Consider the following 16,406-nt stretch of genomic DNA (forward strand, 5'->3'; position numbering starts at 1 on the left):
TTATTGCATTAATGCCTGCAATTTGAACCAAGTGAGTGCTGATTGTTTAATCTACTAAGGCTGTTGAAATTTCGCCAGCTTGATTGATTGCAAACATTACAGTGAAGACTGTAGAAATAGCAACAGACTGGTAGTAGATAGTTTTAGACGAAAGGGGATAGTGAATGTCGCAAAGAGAAAATGGCCATGTTAAGTGGTTCAATGAAAAAAAAGGATTTGGTTTTATCGTCAACGAACAAGGTGATGACATATTTGTTCATTACAAAGATATTCAAGGTGTAGGATTTAAAACACTACATGAAAACGATCCTGTAACCTATGTGCTTGATAAAGGCCCTAAGGGATTTAAAGCTCAGGAAGTAGTGGTTGTTACTGAAGAATAAATACAATGAATAACTAATAAAAGTTATATTGGATAGTGGAGAGAGACCATTAGGTTGTGAATCCGCATTATCCTCGTTTCGCGAAAGAATAGAAATGTGAAGAACCGCACTGGGAACATTATCTGGGCTTTCGCGAATGATTATAGATGCAGTTAAGTAGCTGATAAAACGGTAAGTTATGGTCATGTCGAGGCAATTAGTATCGCGCGCAGTGAAAGTCCCTTATAGAGAACTCCCGATGTTTAAGTGAGAATCGCTCTCGGATTGCTCAAAATTAATTTATCTTCGTTACAGGCGAGGAGGATGAACATTACTTTATATAAAGGAGACAAAGCATTATTTTGCCCTGGCCATTAATGATAGTTAATTCTTGACCTGTACCCGGTAGAATCGTTATCATCCAAACCACATAACTATAACTTGTGTAAAATTAGCACACTCGGTGGTGATGCATTTTATACTTGAGATCAAAGTTGATTAATGGATAACCTAATTACTATTCATCTACATCACTTCAGGAGAGATTGGAATGGAATCTAATCAAAAAGTTGCAGTGATTACTGGCGCAGCAAGCGGAATAGGGTTAGCTCTTGCTCAGGCTTGTGTACAACGCGGTATTCATGTGGTTATGGCGGATAACGCCGTTACTACTTTATGTGATAAGGTCGAACAGCTTAGCAATTTAGGACAGGCTGAGGTTTTAGGCGTAGTTTGTGATGTAACAAAGGCTGAAAGCCTGCGGCATCTGGCCAAACAGGCCTATGAATATTTTAATCGCATAGATTGGCTATTCAATAATGCAGGTATTAGCGGTCATCTGGCTCCCATATGGGAATTGACCCCGGAACATATTCACAGAGTAATGGATGTTAATCTGTATGGTATAATTCATGGTATCCAGGCTTTTTTACCTTTCATGTTTAAACAATCTCATCGGGCCCACATAATAAATATGGCCAGCCTTTATGGTTTATGCAGCGGTTCGCAAATGTCTGCCTATGCAATGTCTAAACATGCCATTGTAGCTTTATCAGAATCACTGTATTTTGATCTGAAGCGTTTAGAAAAACCAGTTGATGTATCCGTAGTGTGTCCTTCATTTGCTAACACACAGTTACTTAAAAATTCTACCCCTTTACATACGGATGCATTGCATCATATGGTGGCTGAACTTGTTGCACGAAGCAGACCTGCTGAAGATGTGGCTTCTCATATTCTACGAGAGGTAGAAAATAAAACATTTTATATTCTTCCGGACAAAGAAGTGAAAGATTATTGCGAGCAGCGTACACAGGCTATCGTTAACCAAACTGAACCTTATCCACACAGCCTGGAGAAAATTATCGCTTCACTAAGTAAAAGGGCGATGGTTGATGTACAAACTGAGTAACATTGAAGTTATGTAACCTGAAGGAGCACAGGATGAGAATTTATATTATTGCCTTGTTATTGTCTTGTATAACAGCAATGGGATGGAGTGCTGAATATAAAGTATTCTGGCGTTGTGGTGATAACCATTTGGAAGCACTTGATCCTCATACCAATAATGATCGAAAGGTAAATTTATTCCTTAATTATTTTAATGAAGGAACAAAAGAGCTTGTTTCAGCACCTATTAATTTAAAAAGTTTAACTCAATTACCCGCTGATTTTAACCATCAAAATTTTTTAGCCTTAAGTGAAGGAAATCAAGTTTTTATGAATTGCATCGGACAGGTAATCTTACGTCCTCATGATATGCAAGGTACGGTAGTTTTTGATGTGCTTCGAAATGCCTATAGTTGTCCTTTTATTCCTAAAAGTTGCAATGGGTAATATTTTAATTTAAGGAACAGTCTTGACTAAGATAGCCATCATATTGAATAAAAGTGCCAAGAATGCTGCGCAGATAGATAATTATCTGACAGCCTTTAACAAAGAAAAAATCGATTATCATTGCTATCGAGTGGCACCTGAAAATTTAGAATCCCAAATTAAGCATTGTTTGACTGACTATTCACTGCTGCTGGTTGGCGGTGGCGATGGTACTATTCGCAGTGCTGCTCAATGGTGTGCGAACAGTTCTACAATTTTAGGTGTTTTGCCGCTTGGCACTATGAACCATTTTGCCAAAGAATTGCAGCTTCCATTAACAGTAAATGACTTGGTATCTGCTTTAAAACAACCAAAATTTATAAAAATTGATCTTGCTGAAGTAAATGGTAAGGTATTTATTAATAATTCTTCAATTGGATTTTACCCACGACTTGCAAAAAAAAGAGATTTTTATGCGAAACACTATCCAAAATGGATAAGCTATATACCCAGTTTTTTGGAAGCACTTCGTTATCATGAAACATTCTCTATTACGGTAAAAAGTAAAGAAGTGGACTTTTCCATCCATACCTCATTTTTTATGATTTCAAATAATTTATACTCTTATCAATTTCCGGCGACTATAAGTCGAGATAATTTTGACCAAAAAATATTAGGCATTTATTTTTTAAAGCGTGGTAAGTTAAGTTTGTCCAAAGTGATTGATCACTTATTTCGAAAAATAAATAATTTTAAAATATTGGCCTCAAAAACTCCTATTAAAATAGAGATAGAGAAAAAACCCAGGATTAATATTTCTTTAGACGGGGACACGGTTACTATGGAGACACCTTTAATTTATCGTTGTCTTCCGGATTCACTGCAATTGTTAACATTAGCATGAAAATAGCTCATATTTCAGACTTGCATTTTGGCATGCATCAACCACAAATAGTTGATGCTTTTTTGAAAGATGCCATGACATTGCAGCCTCAATTGATAATAATATCGGGTGATCTGACTCAGCGTGCAAAAAATTATCAATTTGAGCTTTTGCAATCTTTTCTTGAGGAGTTACCTGGCACTATTCTTGTTGTTCCTGGTAACCATGATGTGCCACTTTATAATGTGTTAGCGCGTTTAATCAATCCTTTTAAAGCATACAACCATTATGTGAAGGAGCAATTCAAAGCGGAGTTTGTTAACGAGGAGGTAGCAATTTTAGGTGCTAACAGTGTTAATCCTTTCAAAGTGAAAGAGGGAAGGCTTACACCAGAAGCTTTGGAAATAATTAATAACTTTTTTACAGTAGAAGGCAAGAGTCTAAATATTTTATTTTTTCATCATAATTTTGACCATATTGTGGGCCTGCACAAACCTCTGGAAAATGAGGAGCAATTTTTAAAGTATTTAAAAGAAAGCAACATAGATATTGTTTGTACAGGCCATCTTCATTATGCCAATGTAGGTTTAATCAAGAAAAATAATGGCAAGACCTGTTTGGTTTTGCATGCTGGAACATTGCTATGTAGCAGGCGAAAAGATGAGATGAACAGTTATTTTATGATGCATGTGAATGCCGAAGAATGCTCTATCGATTGGCGTGTGTTTAAAAATAATCAATTTGAGCTTCATAAAAATTATACAATGAAGCTCAGTCAAGAGGTTAAGCTGGAGTAGAGTCAACAGATTAATAAATTTATCCATATAAACTATTCACTTAGCCAATCACGAGCTGGCAGGAAATCCGTGTAAAGCTTCTCTTCAGGACTGCCTTTTTCAGGCTGCCAATTATAGTGCCAGTGTACTTCCGGAGGGAGAGACATTAAAATAGACTCTGTTCGACCCCCTGATTGCAAACCAAACAAAGTGCCACGATCATAAACAAGGTTAAATTCTACATAGCGGCCACGTCGATAGAGTTGAAATGCTTTTTCTCTTAAGCCGTACGCCATGTCTTTTCTTTTTTTAACAATAGGCTCGTAAGCTTTGATAAAATGATCACCAATACTTTTCATAAGAGCAAAACTGTTGTCAAAACCCCCTTCACTAAAATCATCAAAAAATAACCCGCCCACCCCTCTGGCCTCTTGGCGATGCTTCAGATAAAAATAGTGATCACACCAGCTTTTAAAACGGGGATAAATCTCAACTCCGAAAGGTTCGCATGCATTACGTGCTATCTGATGCCAGTGTTTGCAATCTTCAATAAATCCATAATAAGGCGTCAAATCAAATCCACCACCAAACCACCACACGGATTCGCTATTCTCCTTTTTGGCGACAAAAAAACGAACATTGGCATGAGAAGTAGGCACATAAGGATTATCAGGATGAATTACCAGTGACACCCCCAAGGCTTCAAATTTACAGCCTGCCAATTCTTCACGGTGTGCTGTGGCTGAAGCGGGAAGTCCATCTCCTGTGACATGAGAAAAATTAACCCCAGCTTTTGCAAACACTTTCCCTCCCGCAAGAACACGGGTGATTCCTCCACCGCCTTGAGGCCTAATCCAGTTATCCTCCAAAAATTGGTGGTGAGTATCCAGGTCTTCAAGCGTTTTACAAATTGTATCCTGCAAATTTAAAAGATAGGATTTAACCAAGTCGATTGCATTTGTGGGTAATTCGTTGAATTTTTTCATCATGTACTCCTGATTCGTGAGACAATCGACAATGCTGCCTCAGCGATAAACTAATTTTACTGTTTTGATAACGCTAAATACAATGATGGGCTTGTGAGATTATCAACTCCCCATACCCTAAGTTGTCAAACACAGGTTCAAGTGTGTTTTCTGCTTGCAATTTTTAAATCTATCAACGTCTGCCCATGCTTAAAGTACAGTTAGGAGCTAATTATTATTGGCATGCCATTTGCTTTATAGGAACTAATAGTACAAAGGGAGTTTTATATGGCGTTTGATTTGGATAATTATTTTGGAATTCATGCTAAGGCATTGGTGCTTCGTGAGCAGCGTGCTACGCAACTTGCGATGAACATGGCAAATGTAAATACCCCTAATTACAAAGCAAAAGACATTGATTTTAAAAATGTCCTATCGCAAGCGATGGTTGGCGCATCTCAAGAAATGACTGTTGATAAGCCTAATCATATTATTGGTCAGAATGATTTTGCGGGACAGCTTAAATATCGCAACCCCAGTCATGTAACCCTCGATGGAAATACTGTAGACAAGAATCTGGAAGCCACTGAATTTGCACGAAACGCCTTGTCTTATCAAGCCAGTTTAACTTTTCTGGATAGCAAGATTAAATCCATGATCACTGCGCTAAAAGGGGAGTAGTTATGTCTTTAAATAGTATATTTGATATTGCAGGCTCTGCGCTTGTAGCTGAAACAACTCGGTTAACGACAAGTACCAGTAATATGAGTAATGCGAATGTCGTTACAGGTGATCCAGACGATACTTATAAAGCGCAATATCCTGTTTTTAAAACCGTTCAAGATGAAGCGCAATTATGGATGGATAATCAGATTAAAGCAGGAGTGGAAGTCAGTGCTATTTATGAAAGTGAAGCTGAAGCGATTAAGCAATATGATCCTAACAATCCGCTTGCAGATGCTAAGGGATATGTCTATGCACCCAATATTAATTATGTTGCTGAAATAGCAAATATTATTTCTGCCTCTAAAGCCTATCAGATGGATCTGGAAATAGTAGGTACTTCAAAGCAATTAATACAGCGTACTTTACAACTCGGACAGTAATGAGGTAATCAACAATGACAATGAATTCAGTAAATGGAGCAAACTCTCTGATGGGTCCGACGGCACCCACACCAAAGAAAAGTTTGGGACAGAGTGATTTTTTGCGGCTTATGATTGCACAAGTACAACATCAAGATCCTTTGGAACCACAGACTAATGGTGATTTTCTTTCTCAGTTAGCCCAATTTAGTACCAACGACGGGATTACCAAAATGCAAGAATCAATTCAAAATCTGGCATCTTCTCTGCAGTCTAATCAGGCTCTTCAAGCTTCAGCATTGGTAGGACGCAAGGTATTGGTCAATAGCAATATTATAAGTCTTGGACAGGAAGATGCAGCAAAGGTAGCGGTAGATGTTCCGGCGACTGTCGATAATTTAACGGCTGCGATTTACTCTGAATCAGGCGAGTTAATTCGCACAATTCCTTTGGGGCAACGCAGTGTAGGACTTTTTGAGTTCAGCTGGGATGGACTTAATCAAAAAGGTGAAAGAGCCCCCGCTGGAAAATATACTGTTAAAGTCAATGGTGTCTATTCCGGTAAAGAAGTCGCTTTAAAAACTATGACAGCGGCTAATGTAGATAGCGTTAGCCTTGGGCAAAATGGTGAAGGCGTTAAGCTTAACGTTGCCGGTATTGGTTCAGTCTCGTTGAATGATGTCAAACAGATTACTGGATAGTCTAATTACAGGATTATAAACTATTAATAATGACAGAGTATAATCTGCCATTACCTTAAGCTGAATTTTCAGGCCTTGAGGATTACTGCAGGAGGCAATCATGGTATTTGGAACAGCACTTAGTGGTATTCAGGCAGCCAGTAAAGATTTGGATGTAATCGGCAATAATATTGCTAATGCGCCCACTATAGGATTTAAGAGTTCGCGAGCAGAATTTGCAGATGTCTATGCCACAGGAACCTATGGGGGTGGTAATAATGCTATTGGCAGTGGCGTACGTTTGTCGCGGGTGCAACAAAATTTTGGACAAGGTAATTTTTCCTTCACTAACAATAGTCTCGACCTTGCGGTTAGCGGTTCGGGCTTCTTTATTTTAAATGACCAAGGTTCAAATCTTTATACCCGAGCAGGCTCATTTGGGCTGGATAACGAGGGTTTTATTGTTAATGCCAATAACCAATATTTAACAGGACTTCTTGCTGATGCCGACGGTAATATTACCAATGTGTCAGGTAATCTACAAATTAACACAGCAAATATAAATCCTAAAGCCACTACCACAGTATCAAGCGGAGTAAATTTGTATGCCAAAAGTACACCACCTACAGTTGACTGGTCAGGAGGGGCAACACCGGCTCAAGATACTTATAATAATGCAACCTCAACAACGATATATGATAGTTTAGGGAATTCACATGTTCTGTCTATGTACTTTATTCACGCAGATGCGTCTGCTGGGGCAGGTGATCCCAATGCGGCTACACCACCTGGTACGCAAAATCAATGGTATGTTGCGTTTCAACTTGATAATCAAAATTTACCAGCGGGTGCGGGTGCTAATACGGCTACCTTATTTCGAGTGAATTTTAACAGCGATGGCACCTTTAACAGTGCTTTAGATACTGCTAATAATCCATTACCTAATAACTTGATTCCGCTTTCAATGGCATTGTCAAATGGGGCTGATCCATTAAGTTTTAATATTGATTTTTCAGATAGTACGCAATTTGGTAGTCCTTTTGCAGTGCAATCGAATGTACAGAATGGCTATACCACCGGACGCTTGGATGGCTTGGATATTGACGAAGAAGGCGTTTTATTTGGACGCTATACCAATGGGCAATCACGAGTTATGGGGCAAATACAGCTCGCTAATTTTGCCAATCCTGATGGTTTACAATCAATGGGTAATACTAATTGGGCTGAAACTTCTGCATCTGGTCAGGCCTTAGTCAGCAATCCTGGTACAGCCAGTCTAGGTTTGATTCAATCTGGTGCATTGGAAGAGTCAAATGTTGATTTAACCGGGGAACTCGTAAAATTAATTGGAGCCCAAAGAAATTTCCAGGCAAATGCGCAAACTATCCGCACTGCTGATGCAGTAACCCAAACCATTATTAATATTCGTTAATAAGCTTTACGCTTATTTCCACCTTTATGTGTGGGATTCAACGAGAAGCTGAACTTGTGTAATCAAGCCTATTTGCTTTGCAGTAGGTTGGGTTCGTTTTTCGACCCAACAAATCCCATGCGCAGGTTCCAGAAAACTATCTGGTTGTTGAATACAGCTAAAACACAACAAGTAGATATTCATTATAACCACTTCTGATCTTGCACGATTCTCCTTCGCTTTCCTTCTGACCTAGTGAAATGATACATTAAAAGAGTAAGTGCCAAAAAAGAGGTGAAGAATGGAACCTGTACTCTATAATGCCATGCATGGCTCGCAGACTAATTTTAAAAAACAAGCTGTTAGCGCTAATAATTTAGCCAATATTAATACACCAGGATTTAAAGCAGACATTGCTCAATTTGAATCAATGTATGTTTCAGGCTCGGTGGAGACAGCGGAAGCATTTGTTGTTGAGGGTGAAAATGCTACCAATTTTACTGATGGGGAATTAATAACCACAGGACGCGATCTTGATGTGGCCATTCAGGGTGGCGGTTGGTTTGCGGTGCAGGATGCTGATGGTAAAGAAGCTTACACGCGTGCAGGAGATTTTCATTTGACTGAAAACGGGATGTTGGTCACGGCCGCAAATAGACCTGTTTTAGGTGATGGTGGACCTATTTCTATTCCTCCAGCACAACGTATTGAGATAGGAAACGATGGTACTATTTCTATTGTGCCTTTAGAGGGTGCTCCGGATGCGTTAGCAGTGATAGAGCGATTGAAACTGGTAAAACCTGATCTTAAGAATTTAGTAAAGGGGCTTGATGGGTTAATGAAGCTAAGACAAGGTGGCGTTGCACCCCCTGATGCCTCTGTTATGGTGGTAAAGGGAGCGCTTGAGGGAAGTAATGTGAATGCAGTAGAAGAAATGGTTAAGTCAATTTCCACTAGCAAAGAATTTGATGCGCAAATGAAAGTGATGCAGATAGCTGATGAGAATTCACAAAAGTTGGCACAACTATTGCAATTGTGATTTAAAAGCCTAATAAAATAAGAACAAGGAACGGCTATGGAACCAGCATTATGGGTTAGTAAAACCGGGCTTGATGCACAAGATAAAAATATCGCTAACATCGCCAATAATTTGGCGAACGTCAATACTACTGGCTTTAAAAAGGGAAGGGCCGTCTTTGAAGATTTAATTTATCAGAACTTACGACAAGCGGGAGCTCAGTCTACTCAAAACACAGAAATACCTACTGGTATTAATATGGGTACAGGGGTTCACATGGTAGCTACCCAGAAAATGTTTAATCAGGGTAGCATTCAAAACACCCAAAACCCTCTGGATGTTGCTATTCAGGGGCGGGGTTTTCTAAAAGTATTGATGCCTGATGGCACAGAGGCTTTCACTCGCGATGGCACCCTGCAAAGTGATGCACAGGGGCAAATTGTTACAGCGAATGGTTATGTTATACAGCCACCCATTACAATTCCTGAGCAAACTCTAAGTCTTACGATTGGTACTGATGGTACCGTAATGGCTTTGGTAGCGGGTAACAATGTGCCTACGCAGATAGGAACTCTGGAACTAACGGACTTTATTAATCCTGCTGGTTTACAACCTATTGGCCAGAATCTCTTTTTAGAAACGGTCGCAAGCGGCCCCGCGCAAACTGATAACCCTGGTAATTCAGGATTGGGAACTTTATTACAAGGTTCATTAGAAGCTTCCAATGTAAACGTTGTTGAGGAATTGGTAAATATGATTCAGGCCCAACGAAGTTACGAAATTACTGCGAAAGGCATTCAAACTGTAGATAATATGTTGCAATACTTGACGCAAACCGTGTAATAGGGATGTGGACAATGAGGTTTCAACGATTTTTATTGGGGCTGGGAATTATTTGCCAATTAGCAGGATGTGAGGCTTTATTTCCGCCTTATCCAGGTACGCAGCCCGACTATGCACCCACTTATCCCACAGGACCTGATCCAAAGCAAACCCGTCACATTAATGGTGCCATCTATAATGCGGAAACAGCACTGCCACTTTTTGAAACGCCTCGCGCAAGACATCCAGGTGATATTGTGACTGTGGTGTTGATTGAAAAAACTGATGCTCAAAAACGAGCCATTACGCGTCAACGCAAAAATGATAAGGTAGAAATATTTAATGCTAGTTTTGCAGGTCGACCTATTGCTTTAGGGGGTGGGTATAGCATGGATTTTGATCTCGATGCCAAGCGTAAATTTGAAGGTGAAGGGCAGTCTGTACAAAATAATAAGTTGGCCGGCAGTATTTCAGTGACAGTAGCCAAAGTTCTTTCCAATGGCAATATGGTGGTTCAAGGTGAAAAATGGATTCACATCAATCAGGGTAGTGAATTTGTACGATTGTCCGGAATAATTCGACCACAGGATATTAGACCTGATAATACAATTACTTCAGACAGAATTGCCAATGCAAGAATTGCTTATGGTGGTACAGGACAGATTAACAATACCAATGCTCAAGGCTGGTTTTCACGCTTTATTTGGGGACCTCTATTTCCTGTATGATAATTATGAGGATGGTGTAAATCAATGCGTAAAGGTATCGCAGTTTTTTTATTAGGACTGACTTTCTGGCTGGCAGTAGCCGCCAGCTATGCCGAACGCATTAAAGATATTGCGACTTTGGCTGGAGTAAGAACAAACCAATTGGTGGGATACGGGCTTGTTGTCGGTCTGGATGGAACAGGTGATCGCACAGGAACGCGCTTTACAGAACAAAGTTTTACCAACATGCTGGTGCAGTTAGGGATTAATATTCCGCCCGGAACCAAGCTAAATTCAAAAAATATTGCAGCGGTAATGGTAACTGCCAATTTAAGTACTTTTATGAAAAAGGGGCAGACACTGGATGTGAATGTCTCTTCCATCGGAGACTCCAAAAGTCTGCGTGGTGGTACCTTGTTGATGACACCTTTGAAAGGCGCTGATGGTCGTGTTTATGCCATGGCCCAAGGTAACATTACGGTGGTCGCTTTAGGAGTAAGCGGTGAGGATGGCTCAAGCGTGACAATCAATGTTCCTAGTGGGGGACGCATTGCGAATGGGGCCACAGTTGAAGTCGATATTCCCAATCCCTTCTATTTTTCAAGAACCCTGACCTACAATCTACATAATCCAGATTTTACAACGGCAAAACGGATGAGTGATGCCATTAATGAGCTTATGGGGCCTGGTACGGCGCACCCCATTGATGCAGCATCTGTGGAGGTAACCGCACCCAAAACAGCCGCTCATCGTGTTGATTATGTGTCTGTACTTGAAAATATTGAATTTACACCAGGAGAGGCAGAGGCAAAAATTATTATTAATCCACGTACAGGGACGGTGGTTATTGGCCAAAAAGTGCTGGTTAAACCTTCTGCTGTGTCTCATGGCAATTTGGTAGTGACCATCAGCGAGAATCCTATTGTGAGTCAGCCTAATCCTTTTGCGACCGGTCGTACTGTGGTTGTGCCTGATACACAAATTAATGTGGAGCAAAAAAATAATCGTACTTTTCTGTTTGCTCCAGGAGCATCACTGAAAGATCTTGTTAAAGCAATAAACGCGGTTGGGGCTACTCCAGCTGATTTGGTTGCAATCCTTGAGGCTTTGAAACAAGTTGGCGCACTCAATGCAACGATAATCATTATTTAACCAGGATGGTTGATATGGCAATTGATGGCATCGCTGTAGGTGATTTTAAGAATTTGCAACATCTAAAACAACAGGCTCAGACCGATGAGCAAAAGGCGTTGCCTGCAGTCGCCAAGCAATTTGAGGCAATTTTTTTACAAGCCATGCTTAAGAGTATGCGAATGGGAGGACAATATTTTCTGGATGATTCCAGTCCTTTTAAAAGCGATACGGCCTCTACCTTTCAAGACATGCTTGATGGACAGTATGCCAGCAATATTGCCAATGGTCAGGGTATAGGTCTGGCTTCAATTCTTGAAAAACAGTTAGGGCAGGTGGCTCAAACTCCTACTGACAAGACTGCAAAATCGGTTGAGCAATCACTGTTAGCATCGCGTATTACTTCATTAGACAATCATGCGGGGCGGGAAAATAATCCAAAAACAGCGGCGACTATTGATGAATTTGTAAAATCCATTTGGCCTTATGCCCGACAAGCGGCTAACTTGTTAGGGCTTGATCCCAAAATTCTAATGGCGCAAGCAGCGTTAGAAACTGGCTGGGGACAGTTTGTAACGCGAGACAGTGATGGTAGTAGCAGTAATAATTTATTTAATATTAAAGCAACATCTTCTTCTGAAGATAAGGTTGAGACTAAAACAACGGAATATATTGCCGATACACCTATTAAGATGAACGCCAGTTTTCGGAAATATCCGTCGATTGCACATAGTTTTAATGATTATGTGGCATTAATTCAAGGCAATAGTCGCTATGAGGCTGCTTTGGCAAATACTAATGATGCTCAGCGCTATGTCGATGAATTACACCGAGCAGGTTATGCTACTGATCCTAACTATGCTTCTAAGATAATGGCAATTTATCATGGAGATGAGTTACAGCAAGCACTAGAGCGAAATGGCTTTTCAATGGAATAACGCTTGGATTGAATTGGAAGGGAGTATGAAGCATGTCAGGGATTTTAAATATTGCGGCATCAAGTCTTAGTGCATTCCAACGCGCACTGGAAGTTGTAGGCAATAATATTGCCAATGTAAATACCCGAGGTTATTCAAGACAAACCACTCAATTTACTCCAACTCCTTCCCATCGTTATGCAGGCTCTTTTATTGGAACCGGTGTGACAGTTTCTGGAATTAAACGTAATAATGACCAGTTTGCCACCCGCCAGATTAGAGAAACGCTGACTACTAAAACAGAGTACGACACATTTTATCAGCAAGCCTTGCAAATTGATAAGCTTTTATCTCAGGAAGGAACGAGCATTTCAGCAAGTTTGCAACAATTTTTTAATGCTCTGGCACAGTTAAATGAAGCACCTGATAGTATTGCCTCACGTGGTGTGGCATTGAAACAGAGTGAACTGTTAGTTGATCAGTTTAATTCTTTGCAATACCGTCTGGATGAGTATCAGCAAAACAACACCCTACAAATAAAAGAGGCTATTGACAACATTAATCAAATTACCGCGAACATCGCTGAAGTCAATCGACAGATAAGCGGTATGCGTGACTCTCCAGAGTTACTCGATAAACGGGATGAGCTGTTACGGGAATTATCTCAATATGTCGCGGTCACTGTTATTGATCAGGGTGATACTGGAATTAGTGTCGCTATCGGCAGCGGTGAAATGCTCGTAATGGGAACGGAGCATCGCGAACTTGCCATTGCCTTAAACACCACAGGTCAATTTGGGACAAAGATTACTATAGACAATGGTGCAGGACAAACAGAAGTAACCCAGAATTTACATTCAGGAATGCTTGGAGGATTTTTAAATTTTGAGGAAGAGATTATTGGTCAAGCCAGTCAATTATTGGGGCAAATGGCAATGGGTCTTGCTGCACGATTTAATGCTCAGCATCGTTTGGGCATGGATATGAATAGTCAGCTCGGTAAAGATTTCTTTACCGACTTTAATTCGCTATCCTTGCAACTGGCGCGATCAGTGCCTTCTTCTAATAACTCAGGCTCTGCTGTTTTGTCCGTTACTATATCAGATGTTGCACAAACGAAGCTAAGTGATTATGAGCTATTAGTCACTAATACTGCTACTAATGAGATAAGACTAATTCGTAAATCAGATGGTCAATCAACGACACTAAATTGGACAGATACACCACCAACCCCTCCAGCAGGACAAATTGTTATCGATGGAATGACCATTACTGTTGATAACATGAGTAATTTAAACAATGATGATCGGTTTGCGCTTACACCTACTCGTGGCGCTGCACGCGATCTTAAATTGGCTCTTAACGATGTGCGCGAAATTGCTTTCGCTTCTCCCGTACGTATACAAACTTCTTTGACAAATACAGGCAATGGCCGTATTGCTTTAGGAGAAATAGTTAATACCACAATGGTTGATAAAGAATTTCGCATTGACTTTATTTCAGATACTCAATACAACCTGGTTGATGTGACCGATGGTGTCACGACGGGTCCTTTTGTCTTTACACCGAATACTGACAATGTCGTTCTCATTCCTGATGCGGTTACACCTTCTTATTCCATTGTGCTGTCTGGATTTCCAAAATCAGGCGACAGCTTTTCTTCCTCCTACAACAGTGGTGGGATAGGGGACAATAGAAATGGTTTACAATTAAATGCGCTGCAACGGGATAAAATATTTGAAGGGAATACTGAAAGTTTATTTGATAGATATTCTAATTTAATTGCACAAGTAGGTGGTAAGACCTATCAGGCTAAACTTCGCAGCGATGCTGCCGATATATTACATCAACAAGCTGAAGAGTTTCGCGAGAGTAAAAGTGGGGTTAATTTAGATGAAGAAGCTATTAATTTATTACGTTTTCAACAGGCTTACCAGGCAGCAAGTCAGGTTATGGCCATTTCAGGTCAGATGATGGATATATTATTTGCCGTGATGAGGTGATTATGCGCATTTCAACCAATCAAATTTTTATGCGAGGCCTCAATAATATGCTGGCCCAACAAGTTGAAACGTTAAAATTGCAGCAACAAATGTCTTCGCAAAAGAAATTGCAATCCCCTTCAGATGATCCTATCACTGCTGCAAAAATCGATTTGATGAAGCAACGTATAAATAGCACGGAGCGGCTGCAAAAGAACCGTGATGCGGCTTTGAGTGCTTTAAGTCATGAAGAAAGTACGCTTAGTAATGTTGTTAATGTGCTTCAACGTGTTCGTGAGATTCAGGTTCAGGCTGGAAATACATCATTGTCAGAGGCTGATCGCAAGGCTTTAGGTGAGGAAGCACATAGCTTACTAGGACAGTTACAGGGCTTGGCTAATACTCAGGATAGTAATGGTTATTTTTTATTTAGTGGTGGAAAAACTGCTACGCAAGCAATCACCCGAGATGTCAATGGCCAATTTATTTATAACGGTGATGAAACGCAGCGGTTTCAGGCTATTAGCGGTGGATTGAATGTTGCTGTTAATGATAATGGTTCTGATTTGTTTATGCGTATTTTGAATGGAAACGGTTATTTCACCGTAAGCCAAACAGCAACACCCAATACAGGCAGTGCTGCTGTGAATTCAGGAACAGTGGTTGATGTTGCTGCGTATGTTCCAGACGACTATACGATGCAATTTGTTTTAAATTCCGCCAATGAGTTAGTGGTTATGGTTAGCGGAGTGAATAGTGGTTCAGTGATTCCACCAAGCGGTGTTCCTGATGATGCCCCTCTTTATCAGGAAGGTGCTACAGTGACATTTAACGGCATTCAGATAACGGTTACTGGAAAACCCGATGTTGGAGATGCGTTTAGTATTCAACCGTCCCAAAATGAATCCGTTTTTTCAACCGTGGACAGAATGGTTATTAACCTGAATCGCTCATTTTTAACCGCAGCTGATAAAGCAGTGGTAGAGACAGAAAATCATCAACTTCTTGATCAACTGGATGCTGCTCTTGATAACATTCTGGCTTTTCAGGCACAGGTAGGCGCTCGCTTGAACCAATTAGACATTGCAGAGCAAGTCAATGGTGATGTTTTGCAAACAAGCCAGGAAACATTGTCTTCGCTTGAAGATATTAATCTTGCTGAAGTTGCAGTGAAACTCGAGCTTCAACAAGTTTATTTACAGGCCGCCCAGCAAACTTTCGCAAAAATTCAAGGTTTGAGTTTATTTGACTATATTTAGTAATGTCTTCTACCGCGAGCTATCATACCAGATCTTAATAAATACTCTGAAAAAGATTTGTTATTTTCTAACGATAACGCTAGACTTGCTAACGATAAGTCCCGGTGGCACAGCTGGATAGCGCAGCCCCCTCCTAAGGGGCAGGTCGGAGGTTCGAATCCTCTCCGGGACGCCAATGGTACCTGGGGTTCATTCCGAAGACATCGGTTACAAATTATACCGGAGACATAGGTAACACTTTAGGCCCAAAAGGATTGGGTAAAGGTTCCAATTTACATTAGGTGAGTATAGGGTTACTAATCGTGTCACTTGATCATTTGCTATGGCAGTTACCGCATATACACGGCTTTTAAGGGTGGTATTGTTTCTTACATTTTTTGAACCAGGTCGGAGCAATGTGCGCGCCAACCTGGTACAGTTGCTATAATAACGGGGAAGCAAACGCTTGAGTCAGTTGCGTTAAAATTTCAGGTTGACGTGCGCCATAACTGATAATGAAAAATTTGTTGCGAGCGGGAATTAAAGGAGAAGTCTGTAGGGATGCGATCTCTTTTTTTAAAGTTTCTATTTTCGCAGTTTGATTTGTCCCTGTA

Annotated in this window: 17 protein-coding genes and 1 tRNA gene; 17 read left to right on the plus strand and 1 reads right to left on the minus strand. The window is 40.4% G+C overall.

Features of this window, described 5'->3' with window-relative positions:
* The first annotated feature begins 164 nt into the window (after nucleotides 1-164).
* The 5 genes from clem_RS04985 (at nucleotide 165) to clem_RS05005 (ending at nucleotide 3,857) form a co-directional block, all read left to right on the plus strand.
* Nucleotides 165-383: a cold-shock protein gene (locus clem_RS04985; protein ID WP_058448525.1), complete on the plus strand. Its 219-nt coding sequence runs from the start codon at nucleotides 165-167 to the stop codon at nucleotides 381-383.
* Between the two features lie 529 nt (nucleotides 384-912).
* Nucleotides 913-1,773 (plus strand): SDR family NAD(P)-dependent oxidoreductase, encoded by an 861-nt coding sequence (locus clem_RS04990; RefSeq protein WP_094090617.1) that lies wholly within the window; start codon nucleotides 913-915, stop codon nucleotides 1,771-1,773.
* Nucleotides 1,774-1,805: 32 nt separating this feature from the next.
* Nucleotides 1,806-2,198 (plus strand): hypothetical protein, encoded by a 393-nt coding sequence (locus tag clem_RS04995; protein WP_094090618.1) that lies wholly within the window; start codon nucleotides 1,806-1,808, stop codon nucleotides 2,196-2,198.
* A 22-nt stretch (nucleotides 2,199-2,220) separates the two neighbouring features.
* Nucleotides 2,221-3,081, plus strand: coding sequence for a diacylglycerol/lipid kinase family protein (locus clem_RS05000; RefSeq protein WP_094090619.1), 861 nt, complete (start codon nucleotides 2,221-2,223; stop codon nucleotides 3,079-3,081).
* The gene (locus clem_RS05005; protein ID WP_094090620.1) at nucleotides 3,078-3,857 is read left to right on the plus strand and encodes a metallophosphoesterase family protein; all 780 of its coding nucleotides are present in this window, start codon (nucleotides 3,078-3,080) and stop codon (nucleotides 3,855-3,857) included. The genes clem_RS05000 and clem_RS05005 overlap by 4 nt, the downstream gene beginning before the upstream one ends.
* Before the next feature lie 32 nt (nucleotides 3,858-3,889).
* Here the strand turns inward: clem_RS05005 and hemF are convergent, their stop codons facing one another.
* The gene (gene hemF / locus clem_RS05010) at nucleotides 3,890-4,822 is read right to left on the minus strand and encodes an oxygen-dependent coproporphyrinogen oxidase (protein ID WP_094090621.1); all 933 of its coding nucleotides are present in this window, start codon (nucleotides 4,820-4,822) and stop codon (nucleotides 3,890-3,892) included.
* A 267-nt stretch (nucleotides 4,823-5,089) separates the two neighbouring features.
* Here hemF and flgB point away from each other — a divergent pair, with 267 nt between their 5' ends.
* The 12 genes from flgB to clem_RS05070 all read left to right on the plus strand — a co-directional run bounded on the left by flgB (nucleotide 5,090) and on the right by clem_RS05070 (nucleotide 15,988).
* Nucleotides 5,090-5,482, plus strand: a complete 393-nt coding sequence (gene flgB, locus clem_RS05015; protein WP_094090622.1) for a flagellar basal body rod protein FlgB — start codon at nucleotides 5,090-5,092, stop codon at nucleotides 5,480-5,482.
* Between the two features lie 2 nt (nucleotides 5,483-5,484).
* On the plus strand, nucleotides 5,485-5,907 hold the full coding sequence (gene flgC, locus clem_RS05020; RefSeq protein WP_094090623.1) for a flagellar basal body rod protein FlgC: 423 nt from the start codon (nucleotides 5,485-5,487) through the stop codon (nucleotides 5,905-5,907).
* Between the two features lie 14 nt (nucleotides 5,908-5,921).
* Nucleotides 5,922-6,587 (plus strand): flagellar hook assembly protein FlgD, encoded by a 666-nt coding sequence (locus clem_RS05025; RefSeq protein ID WP_094090624.1) that lies wholly within the window; start codon nucleotides 5,922-5,924, stop codon nucleotides 6,585-6,587.
* Nucleotides 6,588-6,687: 100 nt separating this feature from the next.
* On the plus strand, nucleotides 6,688-7,998 hold the full coding sequence (gene flgE, locus clem_RS05030) for a flagellar hook protein FlgE (protein ID WP_094090625.1): 1,311 nt from the start codon (nucleotides 6,688-6,690) through the stop codon (nucleotides 7,996-7,998).
* A 280-nt stretch (nucleotides 7,999-8,278) separates the two neighbouring features.
* On the plus strand, nucleotides 8,279-9,016 hold the full coding sequence (gene flgF / locus clem_RS05035) for a flagellar basal-body rod protein FlgF (protein ID WP_094090626.1): 738 nt from the start codon (nucleotides 8,279-8,281) through the stop codon (nucleotides 9,014-9,016).
* Between the two features lie 36 nt (nucleotides 9,017-9,052).
* Nucleotides 9,053-9,838, plus strand: a complete 786-nt coding sequence (gene flgG / locus clem_RS05040; protein ID WP_094090627.1) for a flagellar basal-body rod protein FlgG — start codon at nucleotides 9,053-9,055, stop codon at nucleotides 9,836-9,838.
* A gap of 14 nt (nucleotides 9,839-9,852) precedes the next feature.
* Nucleotides 9,853-10,545, plus strand: a complete 693-nt coding sequence (locus clem_RS05045) for a flagellar basal body L-ring protein FlgH (protein WP_094090628.1) — start codon at nucleotides 9,853-9,855, stop codon at nucleotides 10,543-10,545.
* 24 nt (nucleotides 10,546-10,569) lie between these two features.
* A complete protein-coding gene (locus clem_RS05050; protein WP_094090629.1) occupies nucleotides 10,570-11,676 on the plus strand; it encodes a flagellar basal body P-ring protein FlgI in 1,107 nt (368 codons plus the stop codon).
* A gap of 14 nt (nucleotides 11,677-11,690) precedes the next feature.
* Entirely contained in the window at nucleotides 11,691-12,593 is a 903-nt protein-coding gene (gene flgJ, locus clem_RS05055) for a flagellar assembly peptidoglycan hydrolase FlgJ (RefSeq protein WP_094090630.1), read from the plus strand.
* A 32-nt stretch (nucleotides 12,594-12,625) separates the two neighbouring features.
* On the plus strand, nucleotides 12,626-14,575 hold the full coding sequence (gene flgK, locus clem_RS05060; protein ID WP_094090631.1) for a flagellar hook-associated protein FlgK: 1,950 nt from the start codon (nucleotides 12,626-12,628) through the stop codon (nucleotides 14,573-14,575).
* A 2-nt stretch (nucleotides 14,576-14,577) separates the two neighbouring features.
* On the plus strand, nucleotides 14,578-15,813 hold the full coding sequence (flgL, locus tag clem_RS05065) for a flagellar hook-associated protein FlgL (protein WP_094090632.1): 1,236 nt from the start codon (nucleotides 14,578-14,580) through the stop codon (nucleotides 15,811-15,813).
* Between the two features lie 98 nt (nucleotides 15,814-15,911).
* Nucleotides 15,912-15,988 (plus strand) — tRNA-Arg (locus clem_RS05070).
* Nucleotides 15,989-16,406 lie beyond the last annotated feature (418 nt).

This window comes from Legionella clemsonensis (assembly GCF_002240035.1).
Classification (GTDB): Bacteria; Pseudomonadota; Gammaproteobacteria; order Legionellales; family Legionellaceae; genus Tatlockia; species Tatlockia clemsonensis.

Bases quoted from the DNA above. Each gene is read 5' to 3' on its own strand.
- clem_RS04985 (WP_058448525.1), top strand. From the start codon at position 165: ATGTCGCAAAGAGAAAATGGCCATGTTAAGTGGTTCAATGAAAAAAAA.
- flgG (WP_094090627.1), top strand. From the start codon at position 9,053: ATGGAACCAGCATTATGGGTTAGTAAAACCGGGCTTGATGCACAAGAT.
- flgF (WP_094090626.1), top strand. From the start codon at position 8,279: ATGGAACCTGTACTCTATAATGCCATGCATGGCTCGCAGACTAATTTT.
- clem_RS05045 (WP_094090628.1), top strand. From the start codon at position 9,853: ATGAGGTTTCAACGATTTTTATTGGGGCTGGGAATTATTTGCCAATTA.
- flgJ (WP_094090630.1), top strand. From the start codon at position 11,691: ATGGCAATTGATGGCATCGCTGTAGGTGATTTTAAGAATTTGCAACAT.
- flgE (WP_094090625.1), top strand. From the start codon at position 6,688: ATGGTATTTGGAACAGCACTTAGTGGTATTCAGGCAGCCAGTAAAGAT.
- flgL (WP_094090632.1), top strand. From the start codon at position 14,578: ATGCGCATTTCAACCAATCAAATTTTTATGCGAGGCCTCAATAATATG.
- clem_RS05025 (WP_094090624.1), top strand. From the start codon at position 5,922: ATGACAATGAATTCAGTAAATGGAGCAAACTCTCTGATGGGTCCGACG.
- flgC (WP_094090623.1), top strand. From the start codon at position 5,485: ATGTCTTTAAATAGTATATTTGATATTGCAGGCTCTGCGCTTGTAGCT.
- clem_RS04995 (WP_094090618.1), top strand. From the start codon at position 1,806: ATGAGAATTTATATTATTGCCTTGTTATTGTCTTGTATAACAGCAATG.
- flgK (WP_094090631.1), top strand. From the start codon at position 12,626: ATGTCAGGGATTTTAAATATTGCGGCATCAAGTCTTAGTGCATTCCAA.
- clem_RS04990 (WP_094090617.1), top strand. From the start codon at position 913: ATGGAATCTAATCAAAAAGTTGCAGTGATTACTGGCGCAGCAAGCGGA.
- flgB (WP_094090622.1), top strand. From the start codon at position 5,090: ATGGCGTTTGATTTGGATAATTATTTTGGAATTCATGCTAAGGCATTG.
- clem_RS05050 (WP_094090629.1), top strand. From the start codon at position 10,570: ATGCGTAAAGGTATCGCAGTTTTTTTATTAGGACTGACTTTCTGGCTG.
- clem_RS05005 (WP_094090620.1), top strand. From the start codon at position 3,078: ATGAAAATAGCTCATATTTCAGACTTGCATTTTGGCATGCATCAACCA.
- hemF (WP_094090621.1), bottom strand. From the start codon at position 4,822: ATGAAAAAATTCAACGAATTACCCACAAATGCAATCGACTTGGTTAAA.